The sequence below is a fragment of the Pontibacillus sp. ABV4_188 genome (genome assembly GCF_056311905.1).
Genome location: NZ_CM149975.1, coordinates 2,531,955 through 2,551,919 on the forward strand (window position 1 = coordinate 2,531,955; position 19,965 = coordinate 2,551,919).

The following is a 19,965-nucleotide window of genomic DNA, read 5'->3' on the forward strand; positions in this document are numbered from 1 at the left end:
GCGTATCACACACTTCCATATTTGTAATTATTTCCCTTTTTATTATCTTCTTCAACATACCTGCGGTTAATGGAAGATGCGATTTCTCTACTTCAACTAAAGCACCCGTTTGTTAAGTAAATAATTATTTTTTTCTAACCCTAAGTTTTCTTGAACAATAGAAACATAACAAACCAGTAACTAAAGAAATGAGAAAAGGAATTATTGCAATTAAAGGCATAATAATTGCCCAAAAGAGTAAATATGCACTAATTGCAAATATTAAACAACTGACTATAAATAAAAAACTCGACGTAAACTCTTTTAATGCAAGCAAAATATCCGCCCCCTTTTGTACTAATTTTAATACTTGTTCTTTCAGTAAACTGCCGCGTTAATGAAAGAAGCGATTGCTCTTGTTCAACAATCGCCCCTTACTATAACTAATCTTTAACCTCTATATCTGGATTTTCAGATTTTAATAAGTGTATAAACTCTTCTTTATTATTCGGCGAAATACCAATGACTTTATAATTACCATAAAGTATTGATAGTCTATCAATTGAAAGAGCAGGTGCAGTAATCGGACTTCTTTCATTACTTATTTTGATAATATCTCTTCTGTCAATATACCTCTTAAACGGACCAAATCTAATTGTTAGTTTTCCATTTTCAACAAAGTACCTTGTCCTAAACCAAATCCATGTTATTAGGCCTAATAACACACCTGTTAGAATATAGCCGAATATGCTGTTATAAGTAATAAGCTGAAATCCTAAAGGCTCTGAACCAAAGCTGTAAATAAATATAATAAATAATAAAAAACCATAGTAGAATAATCTTGACCAAATATCCTTTTTTGATGAGAAATACATCGAATCACCCCTATTTAAAAATCCCTCTAGTATTAGAATCACTCCAGAAAGCATATTCATTTTCTTCTCCTTCAATTACTTGGAAGGAGTATATTTATAACCCAATATAATGTACGACTAGTGCCAAAAAAAGTTTCATCCCTACAAAATCTTACAATTAACTATACTAAAGTACATTGGTTTTGACCATGGTGTTAGCACCACTTTAACTTGCAAACAATAGCTGTTGTCCAGTTGCTAATCCTTGTTCTAAAACAGTTGTTATTTAGACGTAAAACCACAATAAATCTTGTCATAACAATAAAAAGAAACATGCGAATTCCTATGTGAATTCGCATGTTAAAAGCCTTGTTATTTTCATTTTTATATCTCTGAACCGAACTACTTAGGCTTATGACGTCGCTCTTTTTCACTATAGCACCTATTAGAGTTAAATTATACCAATTAATAATTCTTATTTATACTTTATAAATAATAGAACTTCTAAGATCGCTAATGCTCATATCCATTAGTATCATGTTTGTAACTGGCGTTCTGATTATTCACCTTAATCTTATTAAATATCTTTTTTAATGTTTTTAGTACAAGATAACCCAAGACAGCCCCTAAAGTATTGAGTATAATATCATCAATATCAAAAGCCCTTATTGGTAAGAACAATTGTGAAAACTCTATAAACAAAGAGCTTAATAAACCGACGATCCCAACTCTTTTTACACTTTTTAACCTACCGTATTTTAGTGCCAGCACAAAACCTAATGGCATAAACAAAATAATGTTTCCTGCAATATTCCTTAAAGGAACCATAAAATATGAGTGGTTCAACATACTTTGTATGCTTGTAAATGGGGTGAAATTGTGGTTGTTCCCATATTTATGAGGAACACCAATTTCAAGCGGGAAAATTGTCATTTTAATGATCCATAGCACACTTGCCAAGAAGACCAGGTTAATTACTTCCTGCCTTAAAACGATTTTTTGTTTCTTGTTAATTACGTTAAAACTTCTAATGATAATCCAGAAAGCTATGATAATTATTGCTGGTAACAGAAAGTTTATCCTCAATTTGCACTTCCTCTCGAGATTATTTGAATGCAGACTGATCTTCATAAGTTATTTATTGAAAGTATTAAATTTAGATCGCCCCCTCTGTTAAGGGGAGTAAGAAAGATCTTATTTTACAAATAGAAAACTCTTCCTAAGTTTAACTACTTGATTACTTTTTCAGTACTATTAATAATCACTGATTTAATTTCCATAGGGTCTAAAGGTATGTCAGACTCGAACTTCATTATAACCTCTCCATTTTCGTTAATAGCTTTACAAGCAGGAAGGGTTACAATCTCATCGTTGGTAAGCTTAACATCTACATTTGGTTTGTTACCTTCACTTAAAATTCCTTCTCCCTGAAGAGTTACTCCTAATGGATGAATCGTTAATTGATTAGATGTCCATCCATCCATGCTCATTTCGAATTTCATTTCTAACAATGACGATTCTTCTGCCTGTAATTTGAATGTTGTGTTCCAATTCCCTTCTTCAAACAACCCTGAAGCTACAAAATTACCGCTTAGATCATAATTCAAATGGTCCTCACTCTCTACCTCGAAAATGTACTCAGTGTATTCTCTGCCATAAGAAGTTTTGCTACCATCAAAACCAAATTGAACACTGGAGGGTTTTATACTACTTCCAGTCTGATCAGTAAGTGTTAACTGTCCGTGACTATCAACGTAATCCTCATCCCAGCGAACTTGAACATGTATACGATCTTCAATTAATCCAATATTCGTTACCTCCATAAAGTCATGCTTGAGAATGTTATTTTTTGATGGGGCGGGTTGGAGAACCTGTATCGTTTCTTGATTCTCTAACGAGCGATACAACTCGCCTCCTCCGCCAGGTATATTGTCCATATCCAATGTCACTGTTTTTGCTTCTTCTTTTAAAATAGAAGAGATGTTTCTTTTTTCAAATTCATGTGTTTTTTTGTGACTCAAGAACGACTGAATTTGGAACTTAACCTTTTCCCCGTTGAGGTCCTCCCCACCATTCGCCTGTATTCTAAGTGTGGCTGTTTTCGTAGTTTCATCAAAAGCAATAACCTTGCTGTTAAACATTTGGGCACCACTTAGTGAGAAATCATAAAGGTCTAGGGTAGAGTCAATACGATCTCCCGACAAATCTTGTAGTGTTATATAGATAACAGCCATTTCATCATCGCTTATAGCAGCAATTGTCTCCATCTTGATATCGTTATCAACACTCGTTTCTTCAATAGGTTTTAATAGCATAGCAATCTCGGGACTGACTAATGATACTAAATTATTAACAAAAGGATTATAGGCGGTGACAACTCCAGCAGAAAAAAGAATCATTAAGGATGCCAGAATAGAAGTTAACCTTTTGTTTAACTTTCTCTTCTTATGCTTTTTTCCATCATGAACACTTGCAAAAAAGTTCGTCCTGTCCTCTTCCTTCAATAGAGGAGCTTCCCCTATATACTGATCTAACTCTGTCTTAAAGCGATTATTCATCTATACATCCCCCCAGTTTCTGTCGCAGTTTAAATTTTCCTCTAGAAATTCGTGTCTTGACCGTTGATTCTTTTATATCTAGAGCTTCACTAATTTGTTGTATGCTAAATGATTGATAATAGCGTAATACAAAAATTTCTCGATATTTAATAGGGAGTGATAGAACATTCGCTGCAAGACGGAGGTTATTTTCCTTTAGAATCACTATGTCTTCCGCAGACTTCTCCTTTTCAGAAAAAATAGTATCGTTCAAGCTTGTTATACGTTTTATAGGGGAACGCAAATGATCTTTACATGTATTAATAGCAATCCGATACAACCAAGATCTTAGTTTTGCTTCCCTTCTAAAACTACCGATTTTCTTATAAACCTTTATCAAAAATTCCTGAAAAATGTCATCTGTGGTGGCATAGTCCTTCATATATGTAAAAATAAGACGTTTTATCTCTTCGCCATATTGATCAATGATATAATTCATTACCTCTTCAATTGATTCATTGAGAATATCCTCATCCTCTTCTAATTCTTCTCTTTCCAATCTTTATCACCACTTTCCATATTTCTTTAACTTAAGACGAGCACCCTTAAAGAAAGGTCCCATGTTTTTCAAAAATCTTTAAGCTAAAAGACATTATCATAATAAGTTCGTTAGCTTTTTTCAAGTTTTTCTATAAAAAAAAGACGCATCAAAGAATGCGTCTTTATAAATTAATAGTATATATAAAAAAAGATGAATGCTTTCTACACAGATTTTTTATTTTCTTACAAATACAGAATAACTTTGTGGATTTTCAAATCCCAATTTCTCAGCGAGTTTGATTGAAGCCAAATTGTCCACCGCACACTCCCAACGAGGGATGATCTGGTTATTTCTACATTCTTCAATAAATTCTTTAGCTAATTGGGTTGCTACACCTATACCTCTATAACTTGGGTTCGTTATAATATCTAATTCTGCGTAATCAGGTGATGCAAATATCGAGACACATTCACCAGCTATCTTTTCACCATCTTTTAGATAAAAGCCGATACCTTTATCCAGAAAATTATTGACTTCATCCCAATATTCTCGATAGTAACCTTCATTAAACTCTTCACTTAATGCTATATGGGTTTCATCAGTTTTGGATATTATTAAATCAGATCGTAATCCCTTACCCAGGCGTAAGTTAATATTGGGGTTGAATTGAAAAGAGTATCTCTTAAATGACCTAACATGATTCCCTAATAAATCTACAATCCGTTCATCCCATTCTTTAGAAGGAGAGAACAAAGTAAATCTCTTGTTATTCGCTAAACGTTCATTAAATAAATTCAACATGAGTTGGTGAAGTTCAGTATTTGTCGCCTCTCCCGCTACAACATAAACACCTGATGAAGTACCAAGCAATGCTGATTTTTCCGTTGTATCCATGTAAATATCGCCATCTATATATTTATTTAAAATAGAATATGCAAAAGTAGGAATAATTTCTTGTTTGTTATCTATCAAGAGTGAAACTTTTTTATATTTCTTCATCATTATTGGAACTCCTCAAATCACTTATTTTGTAAGGTTATGAATATTTTGTTCCACTAAACTGCACCGTTTTATGAAGGAAGATCCTCCTTGTTCAGCAATCGCACCCACTATCACAATTAGATTTTGCAGAAACTTTCAATTGGAAAAATAACACAACCATAATCTAATAGTGGATAGGTCTTTATAATTTATAAAACGTCTTTTAAAAAATAAGCATTTATGTATTTATAGGCTACATCGTAGCTTAGTCTTAAAATTTCGTCTATCGTATTATATTCTAATAATAGACTAACAATCTTATCACCATAATAATAACCTAACCGATACATATGTATTTCTTTGAAGTTATCAATGCTGAATAACCTATTATAGAGTGTACCGTCAAATGTCCCCCCTTGCAAAACACCTTCTAATTTACTCCCAATATCGCCTTTCATTTCTTCGCAATTATTAATCCAACGATTCACATCTTTAGTGTCAAGAAAACCAAACCAATATTTTTGTTCATCTGAATTATTCGTCAATATACTACTTATTTTTGTTGCAATTCCTTCCGATAAGATAGTTTTGTGATATCTCTCTGCTGGTAACTTGAAATTCCCAGGGTAAAAATCTGGATTAATAAAATAATGGATTGGATGAATGAGTTCGTGAGTGAAGAAAGTATCAAGATCGTACATACTAATTCGAGGTATAATTGCTGTTAAATCAAGAAAAACATAAGGTTTTCCACCAAATAATAATTTTCCATGACCGTCATAGCTACTGTCCCCAAGAAATACAACAGCTCCTACTTCGAAATCTAATGACAATGTATTATGGATAGTACTGAATACTTCAGATATTGATGTTTTTATAAAGAGATAGCTTCCTCAATTTCTTCCGTTGTGAAATTTTCCATCAATTTATTGGCCGTATGAAAAAAATCATCATTAAAATTAAATACCTTGAAGTATTCTTTAAAAAATGGATGATTCATATACTTTCGATCATTACAATTCAATTGACTGTGTGCTAAATTAATAAATTCCATACATATCCCCTTTTTACCAGTTATCTCTTATTAAACTAAACCTCCGGGATAATAAAAGAAATATTATGCTTATTCAACAATCGCATCCTTTAGTTTAAAATGCTTCTATTAAATAAAATAATCTCTTATATCCTTCCAATTGTTCACTCTATAATAACCAGTTTCCGAGGAGTTATAAGGTGAACTAAATAGCAACCCTTTACCTCTAAATCGCTTAAAGTGTTTAGGGTTGTCATCAATTAGATAATCTGCATCAATGATGCTTTTATCACCACAAAATACAAATTTATTCTCATTTAAAAAACTAAAATTGTCTTTTAACCATTTATATTTGGAGGCAAAAGAAGTCGGTAATTCCATAGCAGCTGTAACGATAAAAATTTCATGAAACTTATTTAGTTCTTTTAAAACATCTTGGCTGTCTTGCATTACGTTTAAATCACGAAAAAAATGGGGCTCAGTTAAAATAGTCATAATTTCTTTTTGTAAATTAGGGCGTATTTCTGTTAAGTATCTACCTTGTAAGTCTTGAATGGAAATATCCTCATTGAACCTTTCATTAAAAACTTCTATGTGTTTAGATAAAGGGTCGGCTATTACGTCGTCCATATCTACTGCTATCCTTACCATAATTATCCCCTCGCAAATCGTTATTTACATTGCTGCCCCGTTAATGAAAGAAGCGACTGCTCATGATCAGCAAAAGCACCCGTTTCTTTAAGACTTGAGTTCGAAATATATGAAATTATACTTTGCCACCCACTACTTTTCTTTCCTTTTTGTCTTCTTTTTTTCATCATCAAAAAAAACCGAATATAATTAACCCCGCAATAATCAGTGGTAGCCTCACCAGCAAGTCCATTTAAACACCACCTAAAATTATAGATAAACATTTACACAACTACTTTAACTAGTAGAGTTCAGCACCTTTTTGTTTAAATACGGAAAGCCTTTGTAAAAGTTTCATGAATGATACATTTTTATTACTTCAAAAATGAGTCTTTAACTAACCTACTCTGTTAATTTAAGTATAACCCTTCACAAACTCACTATAAATTTTAACATAATATAACAATTAACTACTTAGATTCAGGAAATCAGTATGTACATAGCATTATAAATAACTTTTGAGATATAAGATAAAAAAGAGACCAAACCCTATTCGATTCGGTCCCCTAATTAGTCTACTTTTCTGTGGGTTTCTCTACCAAAATGGAATGACTTACGTTATACGCGACTCCCCACTTTAAACTATTTCTTATTTGCTTGTCTTCCGCTCTTTTTTTGACTCTGATGCTTCGAATTTCCCTTTTGCATATCTTCAGCCAATTCTGCTTCGTATTTTTTATTCTTTTTAGCGATTTCAGCGGTTTTCTGATTGTGTTTGGATGGGCCTTTTTGAGACATGTTCATCTACTCCTTTTAAAAAGTTATGCCTAGTATGCCTCGGTTGTGGAGTAGATATGTTCGACCCTGCGCTTTTTTCAGTTACAATGGAATTAATAAGTTACAAGAAGGTGATGTAATGGACGAGAGTAAAATAGCAATTGTAACAGGAGCGAATACAGGCATGGGATTCGCTACAACTGTAGCCTTAATGAAGAAAGGATTTTTTGTTATCATGGCCTGTCGAAGCAACGAGCGAGGGCTTAAGGCGCTTCAGAAGGCTAAGGATGAAAGCAATTCAGACCAAGCAGATTACATACAATGTGATTTAGGTTCGCTCCAAAGTATCCACGATTTCGTACGAGAATTTCGAAGTCGTTTTGATTATTTAGATGTTCTCATAAACAACGCAGGTGTTGTGAATACGAAACGAATAGAGACTACGGATGGATTTGAAGGCATGATGGGAATCAATCACCTTGGACATTTCTTAATGACTAACCTATTACTTGAACCTCTACAAAATGCTAAACAAGGTCGCATTGTGGTTGTATCTTCTGGTGCCTATAAAGTTGGCAAGATTCACTTTGATAATCCCCACCTACATAACCAGTTCAGTGTCATCAAAGGATATGGTCAATCTAAGCTCGCTAACCTGTTGTTCACACGCGAGCTAGCGAGGAGATTACAAGAGACGTCGATCACAGTAAACGCAATCCACCCAGGGGCCGTCAGTACGAGCCTTGGAGTCAGCCGCGAAACAGGATTTGGGAGTACCATTCACAAGTTACTTCGTCCGTTCTTCCAAACACCTGCAGAAGGTGCTGAAACTGCTATTTATTTAGCCACAGACCCTAACGTTACATCGAGCGGAGGGTATTATTACAAACGAAAACCGACACCGCTAAAGAAGAATGCCAAAGATGACGAAGTAGCAAGACGATTATGGGAATGGAGCGAAGAAGAAGTTCACTTAAAATAAAGGTTCTAAGTCAATTGTTGGGGTAGGAGGCAAGCTCCTGCCCCTTTATCTTTATCCAACTTGAAAGTCTTTTGTATTCTTGTATTGATGGTGAAGAAGGACTTTTAGACGAAGGCGGTCATACCTTCTGAATCCAAATGCGTTTCGCTTAATAACCTTAGTTTGATTATTAAGTCCTTCTACAAAACCATTGCTATAATCAAATGCAAAACTGTTAAGGATTTCCTTCTGCCAGTTCTTAAGGGTCTTAATCCCCTGCATAAACTCGGATAATCCAGCTTCATGTACCTTTTGATAGAAGCTATGTAACTCATCCTTTACCTTCGAAGGTTGTTCTACACCAATCTCTTTAGCCCTCTCGAACCACTCACGAAAAGCTTCCTTTAAATCATACGCCACCTTCAAGTCTGGAGACATACTTAGATAACGCTCTAGGTGCCATCTCTGATTCTCAGTTAAGTTCTCTTCGCGTTTGTAAAAGATGTGCTTCTTGCGTTTACATTTCTTTCGATCATAGTCATCAAATTCGCTTTGAACCCGTCTCCTCACACGTTCAAGGGCCCAATAGATATATCGACAGATCGACAGAAGTGAAAACGATCTGCCACGATAACAGGACTTCCCAGGGCTTTCTTTACCGCAGATTTAAAGGCGTGGCTCATGTCCATAATGACCATCTCTACCTCGGATCCCTTCTCCCGAAGGTATTCTTTCACAGTATCTACCGAGCGATCAGGAAGGATATCTAGGAGTTGGCCAGTGTCTCCGTCGGCGATAACGACTTGATATTTCCCTGCACTTGTATCGCCCTTATACTCATCAATCGCGATGACTGGAGGCAGGGTTTCTACTTTTTTCAACATCGGAGTGGCTAGCTCATCAAACCGTCGCATCACTGTAGTGGGTGAAGTCCGAAACAACGCGGCTGTATCTTTGAAATTCTTGCCCTGTATAACCCGAATACCTAAAGCTTGATTCCACTCCTTTGAGTGGCGCTGATATCGTTTTACGAGATGGTTATCTTCAAAGAAACGCTTTCCACATATACAGACATAACGACGCTTCCGGTAAAAGAGATAAGTTGTACGTTCAAAGATCTTGAGGTGTTGGATTTTCTGAGTTCGATAATCATGAATGCGCTGAGTCCACTCGCCACATTGTTTACATCTATGCTTCTTTTTCGGCACTTCCACATGAAGATGAAAGTCCCCATTCACTTCATCACTTTTCTTTATAATTACATTTTGTAGTCCTGGCACTGGCATGTTAGAATACACGTACACGCAACTCCTTTACTTCTTGTTTCTCGTCAATTCAAGTGTAGTAAAGATTGGAGCTTGCGTGTTTTTTTATGCCAAATTTTCTAATACCCCAACAAATATTTTAGAGCCAAAATAAAAGGGAACTCCCATAACGGAAGTTTCCCAGTAAACATTATTTAGTTGAACGTTCTACATACGGATAAATCGGATCCTTTAAGTGGAACTCATATGTTTCCCCGTCTACGATTCCAACTACCTTGTTACTATCGTAAAGGTCTAGTAAGAAATGAGCCATTTCTTTTGCAGTATGGTACTGAGGCACGTTTCCTTCGTAAGCTATATCATCTACATCAAACGAGCGCTTCATAAATTCTGTTTCTGTAGCTGCGGGAGCAAGTACTTTCGCTCTCATCTTAGCGCCTTTTCCTTGAAGCTCTTGAGCCAAACCTTCTGTAAATGCGCTCACATAAAACTTGGTTGAACAATAGGTCACAGCACCTCCCACAATATTGTACCCGCCGGCTGATGAGATATTTAGGAGCTGCGTTCCTTCTTGATTTTCATAATCACGAACAAACAATGTTGAAAGAACCGTTAACGCTTCAACATTTAGACGAAGCATTTTTTGAATTTTACCAAGGTCTTGTTCTGCCACTGGATCAAAGTTCCCAAATCCAGCGTTGTTCACAAATGTCTCTAACGTGTACGTCTTGAGGTCTTCATAAAAGGCGTGAACATTTTCAGGCTCAGCTAGATCAGCTGGCTTAATGACCACATCTACATTGTGCTGTTGTTGAATTTCTGCCTTTAACTCTTCTAATTTCTCTTCGCGACGAGCGACTAGAATAAGGTCCTTTCCTCGTTCCGCGAATGCAATCGCTGCTTCATAACCAATTCCTGAACTTGCTCCAGTAATAACTGTATATGCCATATATGATCCTCCTCTTAATAATGTGATACACTATAAGCCTACTCGTTAAAGTGCACTTGAAGTCAAGCATTCATGCGCAACGTATATGTTAAGGAGGTATTCCAATGTATTCCATAAGCCAAGTAGCCGAGAAGTTAAACATCAAACCTCATACGCTTCGTTATTATGAGCAAGAAGGCATTTTAGAATCTAATCGAAATCATGCCGGCATCCGAAACTATACAGATCAACAGGTCAAATGGCTTCGTTTTGTCCTGAAACTACGCGAAACCCATATGCCTGTTTCAACCATTCAAGAATATGTAAAGCTCTTGCAAGAAGGTAAACATACGGTTAACGAGCGTCTTCAATTATTAGAAGATCATCGTGCCTCTATACAGCAACAAATAAGAGAACTGCAAGGTACAGAACAGATGCTTGCGAAGAAAGTATCTACTTATAAGGATATGATGGGTAACGAAGTTCTTCCTTCTATTTCTTCGTATATAAAATAATAGCCACAATCATAAGGACCATACCCGAAATCCGAGACCAGTCCAGGGGAATCTGCTTCATCCCAAGCCAACCAAAGTGATCAATCAAGGAGCTCGCAATCAATTGCGCCGAGATCAGTGTGAAGATTGCAGCTCCCACACCTATTCGCGGGACAGCCAAAACCATTGTAGATACGAAGAAAGCCCCGAGTACTCCTCCAATTAACTGCCACTTCGGCACAGAAAACACTTGTACAATATTACCTTTACCAAAGAAAAGCATAACTAAAAATAGTGTTACAGCTCCGACTAAAAAGGAGACAAATGCTCCTTCAAATACACCTATCTTTTGGCCTAAGCCTCCGTTAACAGAAGATTGAACAGCCACACCGATACCGCCTACAAACACCATAAGCATAACTAAAAACTGCATATATAAACCTCCTCATTATCATAATGATTTACCTTGTTAAAGCAACATTATCATTATTTCAGAACGAGGGAATGAACTCAATTCATAGACTCCAAACAAAGAACCATCCGGATATCTCGGATGGCTCTAACACTTTAATAACCCCTATTCAACCATATTCTTCTGTACGTAAATAATCATACCAACGTGCGCTATAGCTATGAGCGGGACTAATATGCCCATAACCGCAGGAAGCTGAGATCGAGGAGTTAATACCCCTGAAACAATCAGAACAAGGCCGGTGGATAAATCTAAGTGGCCAACTAACTTGGATAACCTTTCCTTATCTCGAACTCGACGCTGGTTGAACCCACTTAGCAACCATGTATGCTTCTTTATACCAACCATATAAGCAAACAACAATAAAATGATTCCAATAGCTAAAGGACCCTCATTCAAATACATCGAACCATTCCTTTCCTATAGAAGCAACTTTGCATGCAAACTCATATGATAGATGAAAGTAATACTGCTTCTGCTTGAAAAATGAAGATTACCTACATCTCAATAGCTCCATATAAACGCTGCACTTCGACATCTTGCCCATTCAGCCAATCTGGAAATCGAAAATCTAATCCCTTTGCGCCTCGAGCAATCGTGGTGACGATCCTACTCTCTTGAAATGAATAAGAAAATGTATGTAGTGTTCCAAACAATTTGTCATACTCTGTAAAAAATAAAGCGGAAGCAGGATCGGAAAACATTTGAAACAGCTTTTCACGACTTAACGCTTCTTTTTCATACTGTTGTAAATAATGCTCTCGCTTTAGAGATCCTTCTATACTTGGCCTGTTCTTGTCTTTCATATTTGGTTGCTTAAAGTTGTTAAAACATGAAAGAAACTCTTTATCCCGACGTATACTGACTCCTTTTGGACTTACTTCCACAACAGCGAAATTACCCGGGTCACCAAGCGAGAAATTGTAACAGGCTGCATGAGGGATATCTTTTAAGAGATTAATAGCCTCTTCAACTGATGAACACGTATCTAAAATGATCCGCACCGTAGTCCAGGCTGATAATCCTTTCGCGAAATGAATATTGCTCACGAAGTGAAGACCAACTACTACCCCTTTTTCGTTGACTCCGTCGTGTCGTCCAATACCTTGAAGGTTGTAACCTGCTGAGGCAAAACCCTGGTTTGGTTTGATTATGCTGAAAATACCATCATAAAATTCAGGGGAAAAATCGTAATTTCGTACATAGAAAGAGTTTGTCACATAAGCCGTACACCCCATGGCAGCCACTCTCGGAACATCGTATCCGCTAAACAAAGATGCAGCCTTTTTTGCCGGTATCTGTAGCGTTTCCCCCAATCCCTCTAACTCTTCTAATAGATGGGGAGCAAATTGAAAGAAAACATCCTTCATACTTTCATAATCAATGCTATCTTTTGTGATGCTCTCTAGCATCTCGATCTTCCCTCGCTCTTTTAGAAGTTCAGCTGTTCTAACCCCAATTGAGTGGTGATTCTTTTTCATCTGCAAAACATCAACGTTGAACGGATTCATATATATCCACCTCCCTAATTACAAAACAGTATATCATACCATTTTATTCCACGAGTAATGGTAGCCATATTCTTGGGAAGACTTCTCTATTCTCGAAGGTTTCAATACATATTTCATAGATGAACTTGTTTAATGATTTGTTTGAAGTTTTACTCTTAAATTGTGATACTGTATCACATAGGCTATTTCCATTGTTTAAAAAGGAGATTCATATGAACCATCAAAAAGAAACTTCTAAAGATAGACGCAAACGTATGCGAGAAACGAACGGTAGAAAGTATGTAAAAGAAGATCATGAAGATTGGACTAGCGTTGATTATTTCAGTTTAGGTCATATAGTGGGAAGAATGGGGTGGAAAGGCACCGGTCTTTTAATCATTTTCATGATTGTCGGATATGCCATCTACAAAATGGTATAAAAAAAGACTGCCAAAGATGGCAGTCTTTTTTATCGCAAGTAATAAATTACTTTTGAACGTTCGCAGCTTGTGGGCCACGGTTACCTTCAACGATTTCGAATGAAACCGTTTGGTTTTCTTCTAATGTTTTGAAGCCTTCGTCTTGAATAGCAGAGAAATGAACGAATACATCGTCTTGACCTTCTACTTCGATGAAACCGAAACCTTTTTCAGCGTTGAACCATTTAACTGTACCTTGTAACATAATTGTTACCTCCTGCGTGGATCAAGTCCACATTGTATTACTATTATTGCTCTGCATATTCATTCCAGACGAAAGTGACTTAATAGTTACTTTTTCTTTCACTCGTAAACGAACAAGAATAATTAATACCTACTATATCAGCTAAATGTAAATCCGTCAAGTTTAGCTACTAAACTATTTATAAACTTCTATTATTCATCCATCCAAAAAGAAGAGCTACTCTCCCCTTCTAGGAGAATAGCTCTTCCTTAATCAATTACTAATTAAGACGGGAACCCAAGAATCGCTTTCTTCTCAAGATATTCTTCAATTCCATAATCGCCCCACTCACGACCAATACCTGATTGCTTATACCCGCCAAACGGTGCATTGAAATCATGGGAGGCATCATTTACCTTGATGCGTCCAGCACGGATGGATGTTGCAACTTTTCTAAGTGTTTCTGGGTCTTTACCATAAACGTACCCTGCTAGTCCATATACAACATCATTCCCTATTTCAATCGCATGATCGATGTTGTCATACGTAATAATACTCATAACAGGTCCAAAGATCTCCTCTTGTGCAATGACCATATCATTCGATACATCAGTGAAGATCGTTGGTTGAGCGTAATACCCTTTGTCTAACCCTTCTGGAAGGCCTGTACCGCCAGCAATTAGATTTGCACCTTCTTCAATCCCTTTTTCAATATAGGATTGAACTGTGTCCCACTGTTTCTTGGATACAAGTGGTCCAACATAATTTCCTTCGCGAGGATGACCCACTGGGAATTCAGGAAGCACTTCTAATACGGCTTGTTCAAATTCTTCCTTCTTAGAAGCTGGAACAATCATTCGCGTAGCTGCAGAACAAACTTGTCCGGTGTTAGTAGCGATATTGCTTACTGCATTTCGTGCAGCATCTTTCATATCCGCATCTTCAAGAACAATCAATGGAGATTTACCACCTAGTTCAAGAGCAACGTTTTTAATTGTTTCAGAAGCATTTTGCATTACTTTCGTTCCAACTCCAGCTGAACCTGTAAACGATACAAAGTCAATATCAGGGTGTGAGCTAATGCCATCACCAATCGTTTCGCCTGTACCGTTAACTAGGTTGAATGCACCCTTAGGCACGCCTACTTCATCGAAGATCTCCGCTAACATAATGGCAGCAAATGGCGTCATTTCAGAAGGTTTTAGTACAACTGGGCTACCGGCTGCAAATGCGCTGGCAATTTTCGTTGAAGCTTGGTTTGTTGGGAAGTTCCATGGTGTAATTAACCCACTTACCCCAACAGATTCCTTTACTACCGTATGGTCGCCACGGTGTTCCATAAATTCAATATTTTTAAGAGATTCAGCCGCTTGAGCAAAATGATTATAACCCATGCTGTAGTGTACCTTCTCCGAAATTTTAAGAGGTGCACCTAACTCATCTGTCATCACATCAATAAATTCATCTTTGCGTCGTGCATATGCTTCGGCTATGTTCTCAAGCATTTCAATACGTTCTTCTTTAGAAGTTTGAGAGAAACTTGGAAAAGCATCGCGAGCTGCTTGAACAGCTTTATTCAGGTCTTCCTTCGTTCCTAAACTAATTTGACCCATTGGTTCTTCCGTTGCAGGGTTAATAACGTTATATGTGTCATTACCAGTTGATTCAACCCATTCACCGTTAATGTAGTGTTTTAAGTTCGTACGCATATTCAAATTCTCCTTTATAAAAAAATTGTATTTGTAAAAAGTTGTATAGTTTTGCTTACGTAGTCATGTATTACCGCTTATGCTCTAAATGAAACATCTCGAATTTAAAGCAGTATTTTTGAGGTTGTTTCCGATTGCGCTTACACTATTGGTATAGAAAGGATGATTAAATTGGCACAAGAAGTTAAAGGAAAAGTTGCTTACATTACAGGGGCAGGTAGTGGTATTGGTCGCGCCACAGCAATCCAATTCGCTAAAGAAGGCATTCACCTTGGACTTATAGCAAGAACAGAAAGCAAACTGAAGGAAGTTAAAGATGTAGTTGCTTCATATGGGGTCAAAGCTAGCTATGCAAAAGCAGATATTGCGAGCCTTGATCAAGTAGAAAAAGCTGTAGAGCAATTAAAGGAACAAGTTGGACCAGCGGATATTTTAGTGAATAACGCTGCGATAGGCCTAAATGGTTCGTTCTTAGATTTAGACCCAGATGAATGGAAGCGCACGTTTGAAGTAAACGTTTTCGGTACCTATCATGTTACAAGAACGGTTCTCCCACATATGGTGGAGAAAAACGAGGGAGACATTGTCAATATTTCTTCAAGCAATGGGTTAAAAGGAACAGCTGGTTCTACTTCCTATAGCGCATCGAAGTTTGCTATTCAGGGGATGACTGAAGCGCTTATGCAAGAAGTTCGCCGCCAAAACATACGAGTCTTCACGTTAAATCCAAGTCTCGTCGCCACTGAACTAGCCTTTGGTGACAAGCTTGAGGAACAAGATAAAGAAAAATACATGCAACCTGAAGACATTGCTGAATACATGGTTAGCCAGTTAAAGCTGCACCCTCGTATCTTTATTAAACAATCCCTGCAATGGGCCACAAATCCGTTTTAATAGTACAACATGCATGCGATCATCTGTTTGTAACTCCTTATCTAAGGGTACATGAGGTATAAATTGTTTAAGGGGGCGTCCTAATGGATTTCGATCATTTAGTTGTTTTAGCAAAATCTCCTGAGAAATCTCAACAAGATATGAAAGGTAAGCATGGTATTCGAGGAGAGAAAGGTGGGGAACACAAACAATGGGGCACATACAACCATTTAGCGTTTTTTGAGAATGGGGCTTACATAGAATGGATTGGAATTACAGATTATGATACAGCATCAGATTCCGATAATCCATTAATCAAACAAACTGTCCAAGCACATGACAAGGATGTAGAAGGTCCTTTTACATTCGCACTCAGAACATCACAAATGGATCAACTTATTGAGCATTGGGAAGCCGAAAATCTTGACTATCAAGGACCTTTCGAAGGAAACAGAACGACTCCAGACGGACGCCAATTGAGCTGGCGTATGTTGTTCCCAAATGCCGAAAGCTCCTCCCCCCTTCCTTTTATCATTGAATGGAAAGGGGAACAGAATAAGCCTAGCAACCCTGAAGATCTAAATTCATTGCCATTTGAAACAATTCACGTTGGTGTGGAGGATCTAGAAGCTGCTCTTCACCAATGGACTTTATTCTATCAATTAGGTGAACCTGAACATACACACGACTTAGCTGGTAACCTCGCCTACGAATGGAAGTTAGGAAACGGATCCCTCTCATTATCAGAGGGGAACGGGGTAAACGCGAAATTCGGAGATATTAACCTTTAATAGATGTGAAAACCATCTTATTTTCTTAGGGTAAGTAGTTCAGTTTTGGAGAACAAATAGCGAAAATGTATTATAAAATGAGCGTTGAATTGCACAGCAATTTAATGCTCATTTTACTTTGTTAGCCACATTTAGCCTATAGTTGAATTACATCCTTCTAATTTGCCCTTTCAGAAAATTAGTTGATATTGCAGATAATGGAGCTATTGCTAGTAGAATGATAATAGATAGTATAAATGGAAAAGAAGGAGGTAATATGTGATCAATTACATAAGCTAGAATCAAAAAATAAGTCACGCAAAACATAGTAAATAGAATTACATTTACAATCTTCTCATTAAAAGACGTCAAAGTAACATCTCCAAATTAAAAATTTTTGTTCAACAAACTGACCGTTAGTAAAAAGCGATAGTCCTTTATTAAACAATCGCATCTGTTAGCGAAGGATCGCATTCAGCAAAATTTCATACTACATATAGCTATTTTTCTATTTGTTTTATAGATAGCATTAGTCGCTTATGACTTTAACTCTACGTTCCACAATAAATCCAATTATTAAGCCGAATACTATAGGAAGTATTGCAATATCCGCATTGAAAAACAACCCATTTTCTAACGGTTCGTTTAATTCGAATGAAAACCTAAAAAGAGATACATTGAATATATTTCCAAACCAATACAATAGAGCCATCGTCCCAAGTGACGCTAATAAAGGAAGCAATATTTTTCTCATATAAACACCCCTTTCAATGCTTTTTATAGAACTGCTCCATCAATTTTCTTCATAATACCTCCATATCTTTATTTAAGAACTCTATAATCACTTCATCAATTCCAACTATTTCAATTCAATCTATCAACTCACTGATGCGAACAGAATTCTAGGTTATTGAGCAATTCTTTTTCTTAATTGATGACATATAGACAACAACGGCAATAAGCAGTAAAAATCCTAAATTAATGAAGCGGTAAATAAGAGCCACCCCATCAAATATATCTAGTACACCGTGAATCAATACAGTAAAGAAAATGAAATACATTATTATGTTTTTCATAATACCCCTCCCTTTTTGTACTCCACATTCATTTTAACACTAAATTACAATATCTTCCTAATCAGAATATTACATAAACAAAAATTCCAATATTGTATTGCAAAATAGAACGATTTATTTTTAGGTGGCTGTTTTTTGTTCTCACAAAGCATAATTGAGCACATAGTTTAATAGGAAAACGAATAAACAGGAGAATTGCGATGACAAACCATTATTTAGATTTATTAGCTCACTTTGGAATAGGCGGAGCTCATCCAGGAGGATTCGAACTGAGCAAGCAAGTTTTCGAACAACAACATTTAGAAAAGAACCATCATGTTTTAGACATTGGTTGTGGGACTGGACAGTCGTCCGAATATCTTCGGGAAACATATGGATGTGAAGTCACCGGAATTGATATTCATCCGCTTATGATTCAAAAAGCCAATAAGCGAAAAACGGATGTCACATTTTTAGAAGGAGATGTAGAACATCTTCCCTTTACCGATCACAGCTTTCAATTTGTCTTCACAGAATCCACTCTGAGTTTCACAACTATACCAAGAGCCCTCAAAGAGATTAATCGCGTCCTTACACCTAATGGTACGGCTCTATTCTTGGAAATGACCGCCGAGTATTCTCTTTCTGATCCTTTAAAAAAGCAGGTCAAGGACCTTTATCATATTCCAGACATTTACCTCGAATCACAATGGAAGGAAAAAATGACAGCCGCTGGTTTTTCAAACATTGAGTGTCTAGATATTCCATCGAATTTAAAAGAGAGCCCTCTTTCCGATATGAAAATGAGTCCCTTTATTCCAGAATCCCTATATGAGCTTTGGGATCTGCACATAGAACTTGTTGAAACCTGCAAGGAACATTTAGGATTTCGTATATATCGTTGCTGTAAATTTTAAACTTATAAGAGAATGTTCTTTACAGGTAACAAGATAATGGGATAACTCCCCTCTTTATCGGAGCGGAGTTATTGCCATTTTTAAAGTTGCCCATACTTAAGTATTAACTTCGTGTTGTGACAAATGTAGACTCTCTAATAATTTTCTCAGTCGACACATTGAATAAATCTTCCATTTTTTGAAGCCCCTTCTTTCTGCAAAATGCATCCACAAGATGATAGGCTGCATTGTATCCCATCCACTTAGGTGGTCTTCCGAATTTATTTCCATACATCAGTTTCATATTTTTCTCATGGTCTTTGGAATGTAAAACAGGGGCAAGGTATTTGTGCCAATAAGGCTTCATTTCATTTTCCTTAAAAACTGACGTCCACGGCGCCATAAATTCTTCTCCATACATACGCTTCACAGCTTGCTCTGCAGTCCCTTCTAATACAAGCAACTCATCAAAGCGAAGATCCATTTCTGATAGCCCCTGTACAGTCATACGACACACATGGTGATACTCATGTGCCAATATAGCTTTGAGTTCATTTTCACTATGTGCGTCTGAGAGGAATAGAAAAATGCCTCCTTTAATAGCCAATCCATTCCTCCCCTTTTCCTTTCTTTTATCATACCCTCGTGTGATGGGGAACACATAGACCGGGGTTTCCGGCCCTTTCCACTGCTTTTTTAAACTCAGATATTCTCCTTCAATTGTCTTCCAAACTTCTTTTTCCTTCATTGATTCTACCAATGTTTTAATATTCCGCCATTCTCCAGGTTGAAATAATCCATTTTGGTGCATATGGTATAGAACTTCTTCAGGAGTTGAAGAAAGGAAATGCCTACTAATGGGTTCACCAATCTTCTTCAATTGAGAATCGTAAGAATCAGTACGCTTCTCTTCGCACTCTTCCACTAACTCTTTAATCCACTTATCCGTCTGGATCACACTCATATAGCTCCCCCTTTTCCACTTGGATACTAACCTAATCCAGGGATTCTTTGCCGAAATGTCTAGTCCATGAAAGACCCACTCGCATACGTTATG

The 19,965-nt window shown here is 36.8% G+C and carries 23 protein-coding genes and 1 pseudogene; 6 read left to right on the forward strand and 18 right to left on the reverse strand.

Features of this window, described 5'->3' with window-relative positions; all coding sequences use genetic code 11:
* Positions 1-422 precede the first annotated feature (422 nt).
* From ACYX4O_RS13070 to ACYX4O_RS13115, 10 genes are all read right to left on the reverse strand, one after another.
* On the reverse strand, positions 423-914 hold the full coding sequence (locus tag ACYX4O_RS13070; protein WP_476351511.1) for a PH domain-containing protein: 492 nt from the start codon (positions 912-914) through the stop codon (positions 423-425).
* Positions 915-1,346: 432 nt separating this feature from the next.
* Positions 1,347-1,784, reverse strand: a complete 438-nt coding sequence (locus ACYX4O_RS13075) for a VanZ family protein (protein WP_476357131.1) — start codon at positions 1,782-1,784, stop codon at positions 1,347-1,349.
* A gap of 278 nt (positions 1,785-2,062) precedes the next feature.
* Positions 2,063-3,391, reverse strand: a complete 1,329-nt coding sequence (locus ACYX4O_RS13080) for a hypothetical protein (protein ID WP_476351512.1) — start codon at positions 3,389-3,391, stop codon at positions 2,063-2,065.
* Entirely contained in the window at positions 3,384-3,929 is a 546-nt protein-coding gene (locus ACYX4O_RS13085) for a sigma-70 family RNA polymerase sigma factor (protein ID WP_476351513.1), read from the reverse strand. The genes ACYX4O_RS13080 and ACYX4O_RS13085 overlap by 8 nt, the downstream gene beginning before the upstream one ends.
* A gap of 216 nt (positions 3,930-4,145) precedes the next feature.
* Entirely contained in the window at positions 4,146-4,913 is a 768-nt protein-coding gene (locus tag ACYX4O_RS13090; protein ID WP_476351514.1) for a GNAT family N-acetyltransferase, read from the reverse strand.
* Between the two features lie 188 nt (positions 4,914-5,101).
* Positions 5,102-5,725, reverse strand: a complete 624-nt coding sequence (locus tag ACYX4O_RS13095) for a hypothetical protein (protein ID WP_476351515.1) — start codon at positions 5,723-5,725, stop codon at positions 5,102-5,104.
* 41 nt (positions 5,726-5,766) lie between these two features.
* Positions 5,767-5,946 carry a hypothetical protein gene (locus ACYX4O_RS13100; protein ID WP_476351516.1) on the reverse strand — a complete coding sequence of 60 codons (180 nt, stop codon included), beginning with the start codon at positions 5,944-5,946 and terminating at the stop codon, positions 5,767-5,769.
* Between the two features lie 108 nt (positions 5,947-6,054).
* Entirely contained in the window at positions 6,055-6,576 is a 522-nt protein-coding gene (locus ACYX4O_RS13105) for a 5' nucleotidase, NT5C type (protein ID WP_476351517.1), read from the reverse strand.
* A gap of 20 nt (positions 6,577-6,596) precedes the next feature.
* Positions 6,597-6,746 (reverse strand): hypothetical protein, encoded by a 150-nt coding sequence (locus ACYX4O_RS13110; protein ID WP_476351518.1) that lies wholly within the window; start codon positions 6,744-6,746, stop codon positions 6,597-6,599.
* A 451-nt stretch (positions 6,747-7,197) separates the two neighbouring features.
* The gene (locus tag ACYX4O_RS13115; RefSeq protein ID WP_188655790.1) at positions 7,198-7,353 is read right to left on the reverse strand and encodes a hypothetical protein; all 156 of its coding nucleotides are present in this window, start codon (positions 7,351-7,353) and stop codon (positions 7,198-7,200) included.
* A gap of 118 nt (positions 7,354-7,471) precedes the next feature.
* Between ACYX4O_RS13115 and ACYX4O_RS13120 the strand changes: the two genes are divergently transcribed.
* Positions 7,472-8,314: an SDR family oxidoreductase gene (locus tag ACYX4O_RS13120; protein ID WP_476351519.1), complete on the forward strand. Its 843-nt coding sequence runs from the start codon at positions 7,472-7,474 to the stop codon at positions 8,312-8,314.
* 51 nt (positions 8,315-8,365) lie between these two features.
* Here the strand turns inward: ACYX4O_RS13120 and ACYX4O_RS13125 are convergent.
* Positions 8,366-9,597: pseudogene (locus ACYX4O_RS13125) on the reverse strand (ISL3 family transposase).
* 151 nt (positions 9,598-9,748) lie between these two features.
* A complete protein-coding gene (locus ACYX4O_RS13130) occupies positions 9,749-10,507 on the reverse strand; it encodes an SDR family NAD(P)-dependent oxidoreductase (protein ID WP_476351520.1) in 759 nt (252 codons plus the stop codon).
* A gap of 104 nt (positions 10,508-10,611) precedes the next feature.
* On the opposite strand from ACYX4O_RS13130, the gene ACYX4O_RS13135 reads away from it, so the two are divergent.
* Positions 10,612-11,001 carry a MerR family transcriptional regulator gene (locus tag ACYX4O_RS13135; protein WP_476351521.1) on the forward strand — a complete coding sequence of 130 codons (390 nt, stop codon included), beginning with the start codon at positions 10,612-10,614 and terminating at the stop codon, positions 10,999-11,001.
* Here ACYX4O_RS13135 and ACYX4O_RS13140 read toward each other — a convergent pair.
* The 3 genes from ACYX4O_RS13140 to ACYX4O_RS13150 all read right to left on the reverse strand — a co-directional run bounded on the left by ACYX4O_RS13140 (position 10,979) and on the right by ACYX4O_RS13150 (position 12,963).
* Positions 10,979-11,413: a DMT family transporter gene (locus tag ACYX4O_RS13140; RefSeq protein ID WP_476351522.1), complete on the reverse strand. Its 435-nt coding sequence runs from the start codon at positions 11,411-11,413 to the stop codon at positions 10,979-10,981. The genes ACYX4O_RS13135 and ACYX4O_RS13140 overlap by 23 nt on opposite strands.
* 144 nt (positions 11,414-11,557) lie before the next feature.
* Complete coding sequence (locus ACYX4O_RS13145) at positions 11,558-11,857, reverse strand: DUF3784 domain-containing protein (RefSeq protein WP_188655784.1); 300 nt, start codon at positions 11,855-11,857, stop codon at positions 11,558-11,560.
* 92 nt (positions 11,858-11,949) lie between these two features.
* Entirely contained in the window at positions 11,950-12,963 is a 1,014-nt protein-coding gene (locus tag ACYX4O_RS13150; protein ID WP_476351523.1) for a C45 family autoproteolytic acyltransferase/hydolase, read from the reverse strand.
* 212 nt (positions 12,964-13,175) lie between these two features.
* On the opposite strand from ACYX4O_RS13150, the gene ACYX4O_RS13155 reads away from it, so the two are divergent.
* Positions 13,176-13,382, forward strand: coding sequence for a DUF6366 family protein (locus ACYX4O_RS13155; protein ID WP_476351524.1), 207 nt, complete (start codon positions 13,176-13,178; stop codon positions 13,380-13,382).
* Between the two features lie 46 nt (positions 13,383-13,428).
* Here ACYX4O_RS13155 and ACYX4O_RS13160 read toward each other — a convergent pair whose 3' ends face one another.
* Complete coding sequence (locus tag ACYX4O_RS13160) at positions 13,429-13,626, reverse strand: cold-shock protein (RefSeq protein WP_027446191.1); 198 nt, start codon at positions 13,624-13,626, stop codon at positions 13,429-13,431.
* Between the two features lie 263 nt (positions 13,627-13,889).
* Positions 13,890-15,314 (reverse strand): aldehyde dehydrogenase family protein, encoded by a 1,425-nt coding sequence (locus ACYX4O_RS13165; RefSeq protein WP_476351525.1) that lies wholly within the window; start codon positions 15,312-15,314, stop codon positions 13,890-13,892.
* 171 nt (positions 15,315-15,485) lie between these two features.
* Between ACYX4O_RS13165 and ACYX4O_RS13170 the strand changes: the two genes are divergently transcribed.
* From ACYX4O_RS13170 to ACYX4O_RS13180, 3 genes are all read left to right on the forward strand, one after another.
* Positions 15,486-16,208 carry a 3-ketoacyl-ACP reductase gene (locus ACYX4O_RS13170; protein ID WP_476351526.1) on the forward strand — a complete coding sequence of 241 codons (723 nt, stop codon included), beginning with the start codon at positions 15,486-15,488 and terminating at the stop codon, positions 16,206-16,208.
* Between the two features lie 83 nt (positions 16,209-16,291).
* A complete protein-coding gene (locus tag ACYX4O_RS13175; RefSeq protein ID WP_476351527.1) occupies positions 16,292-16,978 on the forward strand; it encodes a VOC family protein in 687 nt (228 codons plus the stop codon).
* Positions 16,979-18,233: 1,255 nt separating this feature from the next.
* Positions 18,234-18,929, forward strand: a complete 696-nt coding sequence (locus tag ACYX4O_RS13180) for a class I SAM-dependent methyltransferase (protein ID WP_476351528.1) — start codon at positions 18,234-18,236, stop codon at positions 18,927-18,929.
* A gap of 103 nt (positions 18,930-19,032) precedes the next feature.
* Here ACYX4O_RS13180 and ACYX4O_RS13185 read toward each other — a convergent pair whose 3' ends face one another.
* Positions 19,033-19,872 carry a DUF2268 domain-containing putative Zn-dependent protease gene (locus ACYX4O_RS13185; RefSeq protein WP_476351529.1) on the reverse strand — a complete coding sequence of 280 codons (840 nt, stop codon included), beginning with the start codon at positions 19,870-19,872 and terminating at the stop codon, positions 19,033-19,035.
* Positions 19,873-19,965: the final 93 nt, after the last annotated feature.

Excerpts from the sequence above, each read along its gene's own strand:
- ACYX4O_RS13070 (WP_476351511.1), bottom strand. The coding sequence starts at position 914 with ATGAATATGCTTTCTGGAGTGATTCTAATACTAGAGGGATTTTTAAAT.
- ACYX4O_RS13155 (WP_476351524.1), top strand. The coding sequence starts at position 13,176 with ATGAACCATCAAAAAGAAACTTCTAAAGATAGACGCAAACGTATGCGA.
- ACYX4O_RS13140 (WP_476351522.1), bottom strand. The coding sequence starts at position 11,413 with ATGCAGTTTTTAGTTATGCTTATGGTGTTTGTAGGCGGTATCGGTGTG.
- ACYX4O_RS13185 (WP_476351529.1), bottom strand. The coding sequence starts at position 19,872 with ATGAGTGTGATCCAGACGGATAAGTGGATTAAAGAGTTAGTGGAAGAG.
- ACYX4O_RS13120 (WP_476351519.1), top strand. The coding sequence starts at position 7,472 with ATGGACGAGAGTAAAATAGCAATTGTAACAGGAGCGAATACAGGCATG.
- ACYX4O_RS13175 (WP_476351527.1), top strand. The coding sequence starts at position 16,292 with ATGGATTTCGATCATTTAGTTGTTTTAGCAAAATCTCCTGAGAAATCT.
- ACYX4O_RS13145 (WP_188655784.1), bottom strand. The coding sequence starts at position 11,857 with ATGTATTTGAATGAGGGTCCTTTAGCTATTGGAATCATTTTATTGTTG.
- ACYX4O_RS13180 (WP_476351528.1), top strand. The coding sequence starts at position 18,234 with ATGACAAACCATTATTTAGATTTATTAGCTCACTTTGGAATAGGCGGA.
- ACYX4O_RS13105 (WP_476351517.1), bottom strand. The coding sequence starts at position 6,576 with ATGGTAAGGATAGCAGTAGATATGGACGACGTAATAGCCGACCCTTTA.
- ACYX4O_RS13165 (WP_476351525.1), bottom strand. The coding sequence starts at position 15,314 with ATGCGTACGAACTTAAAACACTACATTAACGGTGAATGGGTTGAATCA.
- ACYX4O_RS13160 (WP_027446191.1), bottom strand. The coding sequence starts at position 13,626 with ATGTTACAAGGTACAGTTAAATGGTTCAACGCTGAAAAAGGTTTCGGT.
- ACYX4O_RS13090 (WP_476351514.1), bottom strand. The coding sequence starts at position 4,913 with ATGATGAAGAAATATAAAAAAGTTTCACTCTTGATAGATAACAAACAA.
- ACYX4O_RS13115 (WP_188655790.1), bottom strand. The coding sequence starts at position 7,353 with ATGTCTCAAAAAGGCCCATCCAAACACAATCAGAAAACCGCTGAAATC.
- ACYX4O_RS13150 (WP_476351523.1), bottom strand. The coding sequence starts at position 12,963 with ATGAATCCGTTCAACGTTGATGTTTTGCAGATGAAAAAGAATCACCAC.
- ACYX4O_RS13080 (WP_476351512.1), bottom strand. The coding sequence starts at position 3,391 with ATGAATAATCGCTTTAAGACAGAGTTAGATCAGTATATAGGGGAAGCT.
- ACYX4O_RS13130 (WP_476351520.1), bottom strand. The coding sequence starts at position 10,507 with ATGGCATATACAGTTATTACTGGAGCAAGTTCAGGAATTGGTTATGAA.
- ACYX4O_RS13110 (WP_476351518.1), bottom strand. The coding sequence starts at position 6,746 with ATGATGAAAAAAAGAAGACAAAAAGGAAAGAAAAGTAGTGGGTGGCAA.
- ACYX4O_RS13135 (WP_476351521.1), top strand. The coding sequence starts at position 10,612 with ATGTATTCCATAAGCCAAGTAGCCGAGAAGTTAAACATCAAACCTCAT.
- ACYX4O_RS13100 (WP_476351516.1), bottom strand. The coding sequence starts at position 5,946 with ATGGAATTTATTAATTTAGCACACAGTCAATTGAATTGTAATGATCGA.